Annotated in this window: 3 protein-coding genes; all 3 read right to left on the reverse strand. The window is 39.7% G+C overall.

Annotation, left to right across the window (positions count from 1 at the left end; all coding sequences use genetic code 11):
* Window positions 1-53 precede the first annotated feature (53 nt).
* A complete protein-coding gene (locus LQ50_RS23930) occupies window positions 54-263 on the reverse strand; it encodes an alpha/beta-type small acid-soluble spore protein (RefSeq protein WP_034634231.1) in 210 nt (69 codons plus the stop codon).
* A 418-nt stretch (window positions 264-681) separates the two neighbouring features.
* Window positions 682-1,884, reverse strand: coding sequence for a tRNA uracil 4-sulfurtransferase ThiI (gene thiI / locus LQ50_RS23935; RefSeq protein ID WP_034634234.1), 1,203 nt, complete (start codon window positions 1,882-1,884; stop codon window positions 682-684).
* Window positions 1,881-3,023, reverse strand: a complete 1,143-nt coding sequence (locus tag LQ50_RS23940; protein ID WP_034634237.1) for a cysteine desulfurase family protein — start codon at window positions 3,021-3,023, stop codon at window positions 1,881-1,883. The genes thiI and LQ50_RS23940 overlap by 4 nt, the downstream gene beginning before the upstream one ends.
* Window positions 3,024-3,149 lie beyond the last annotated feature (126 nt).

Raw genomic sequence — 3,149 nt, forward strand, 5'->3', positions numbered from 1 at the left:
AATAAAGAGAAGGGTGTCATTAAACACCCTTCTCACAGCCATAATATATCTAATTATTGGATGCTGCCACCCATTTGTTGTTCAGCCATTTGAACTAGACGCTTTGTGATTTCTCCACCAACAGAACCGTTAGCACGAGAAGTAGCATCAGCTCCAAGTTGAACACCAAATTCAGAAGCGATTTCGTACTTCATTTGATCTAGAGCTTGTTGTACACCAGGTACAAGAAGCTGGTTTGAATTACCGCTGTTGTTGTTTGCCATGTTTCTCACCTCCTTCTGTACTCATAGAATGAGTCAGAGAGGGTCAAAACATACACAAGGTTAATTGGTAATTGTTGTGAATTAGTCGATTAGCTTTCATACGAGATTTAACCCAAAGAGAAAACCGCCCTTTTTAAACCTTAATCGTGCGACCATGGTTGCACTGGCTTCTCTCGCCGTGCGCCTTAAGGAGAAGTTCGCTCCTTAAGGCTTAAGACATTACGGCGGCTTCGCTCAGTGCTTCGTTTCATCAAAAAGGAAGATCGCCTTTTTAGCCTTATTCCTGTCGATCCTATTTGCACTAGCTTCTCTCGCCGTGCGCCTTAAGGAGAAGTTCGCTCCTTAAGGCTTAAGACATTACGGCGGCTTCGCTCAGTGCTTCGTTTCATCAAAAAGGAAGATCGCCTTTTTGATGAAACTAAAACAATCCTTCTACTTCTTTGTTTAGTGGGGTTGTGCTTGTTAGGATGAGTTTTTCTGTTCGTTCGACTGCGTCGTTTACGTATTTTTCAACCTCGATGAATTGTTCGAATTTATTGGCTTGTTCTCTTTTTGGTCTTGTTTTTGAATCGGGTGGTAGGAAAATGGTACAGCAATCTTCAAATGGTAAGATCGATGTTTCATACGTACCAATTTTTTGAGCAATATCAATGACTTCAAGCTTGTCCATTGTAATCAGTGGTCGAATGATTGGTAAGTTTGTCACTTCATTGATTGTATTCATACTATGCAACGTTTGACTCGCTACTTGACCTAAACTTTCCCCTGTTCCAAGAGCAAGAATTCTTCGTTCTTGGGCAATCTTTTCACTAATGCGGAGCATTACTCTTCTCATAACCGTCATTTGTAAATTGCTTGGGATGTGCTGGTGAATATGCTTTTGCACATCTGTAAATGGAACAAGATGCAAAACGACACTGCTTCCGTATTTCGTCAATGCTTTCGCAAGGTCGATCACTTTTTGCTTGGCGCGCTCGTTTGTATATGGTGGACTATGGAAATGAACAGCTTCAATTTTAGCTCCACGTTTCATCGTCAAATAGCCGGCAACAGGGCTGTCGATTCCGCCCGATAATAACAATAATACTTTGCCACTCGTTCCAACAGGTAAACCGCCCGCTCCAGCATAGGCACCTGAGGTAATATAGGTCGCTGTTTCGCGTACCTCCACTCGAATGTCTACCTCTGGATTATGAACATCCACGGTAATCCCGTTTGTATTTGCTAAGACAAAGCCGCCTATTTCTCGATTTAACTGCATCGTATCAAGTGGAAAGGGCTTATACGCGCGTCTTGCTGTGATTTTAAACGATTGAACGCCTTCATGGTCTTTTATTACTTGTAGCGCTCCTTTTTGCATTGCTGAGAGATCATTTTCAACTTTCAATGCCAAACTAAATGAATGAATGCCAAAAATGTGTTTTAATTTATCAACAACAAGTTCGTGATTTTCACCATTTAATTCAATCACAATTCGTCCATATGTCCGTTTAATTTGTAAATCAGAAAATGATTTTAAGCTCATTTTAATATTTTGCTGCAATGATTTTTCAAAAATGGAGCGATTTTTCCCCTTTAAGGCAAGTTCTCCAAATCGAATTAATATGTGATCATATGTCATGTATTTACAACCTCCAGTAATTCCGGAATTATCCCTTTTAATCCAGTTATTAATTGATCCAACTCAGCTACTGTTGTTTCAAAAGAGAAACTAACACGTATCCCTGAGTTTGCTCTTTCTTCACTTATCCCCATAGCTAGCAACACTCGACTTGGTTCTGAAGCTTTTGACGAACACGCAGATTTCGTAGATACATAGATCTCTTTTGCCGTTAGCGATTGTACAATTACTTCTGGTTTCACACCTGGAATGGAGAAATTAACGATGTGAGGCGCTGCCATTTGCTCTGGACTGTTCAACACCACTCCATCTAATTTCTTTAAATGTGTTATCAGATAATGACGTAATTGTTCAAGCTCTTTTCGTTTGGGATCTTGTTCAAACGACATTCGCAATGCTTTTGCCATAGCTACAATCCCCGCTACATTTTCGGTACCAGCTCTAAGACGACTTTCTTGCGTACCACCGTGAAAGAGTGCATCAATTCTCAATCCTTCTCTCACAAACAAGAAGCCATTTCCTTTAAGCCCATGAAATTTATGAGCAGAAAACGTACATAAATCAATTCGAGATTTCTTCAAGTCTAAAGGAACTTTTGTTACACCTTGAACATGATCAACATGAAAAAGCGTTTGCGGATAGCTCTTTAATAGCTCGCCTATTTCTTCAATAGGTAAGATCGTCCCTGTCTCATTGTTTACATGGATCATTGAGATCAAAATGGTGTCCGGACGAATGGCATTTTTTACTTGTTCAACACTTACGCGTCCTTCTTGATCAACAGGTAAATATGTTACGTCAAAACCTTCTCTTTCAAGCTGAAGAAATGCCTCATCTGCTGATGCATGTTCCACTTGCGTTGTAATTAAGTGTTTGCCACGGCTTTGTTTTGCTCGAGCTGTTCCTTTAATTGCTATATTATTTCCTTCTGTTCCACCAGAAGTGAAAATGATTTCATTAGACTTAATACCAAGTATTTGGGCAATACGGTTTCTAGACTCACCAATAAGCCCCTCAGACTGCATACCGAGAGAGTGAAGAGAAGATGGATTTCCAAAATAAGTCGATGCAACTTTTGCATACGTTTCAACCACTTCCTGAAACGGTTTAGTTGTTGCACTATTATCTAAGTAAATCATCATATACTCCCCCTATTCTTCATTATTTATTCTACGCATCCATATATGTTAGCATAAAATCTTTAAATAACAAGGTACATTATCAATATTGCCAGTTATTCACATGATCGAACCGATCACTCCTAA

This window comes from Halalkalibacter okhensis (genome assembly GCF_000787375.1).
Taxonomy (GTDB): Bacteria; Bacillota; Bacilli; order Bacillales; family Bacillaceae_D; genus Halalkalibacter; species Halalkalibacter okhensis.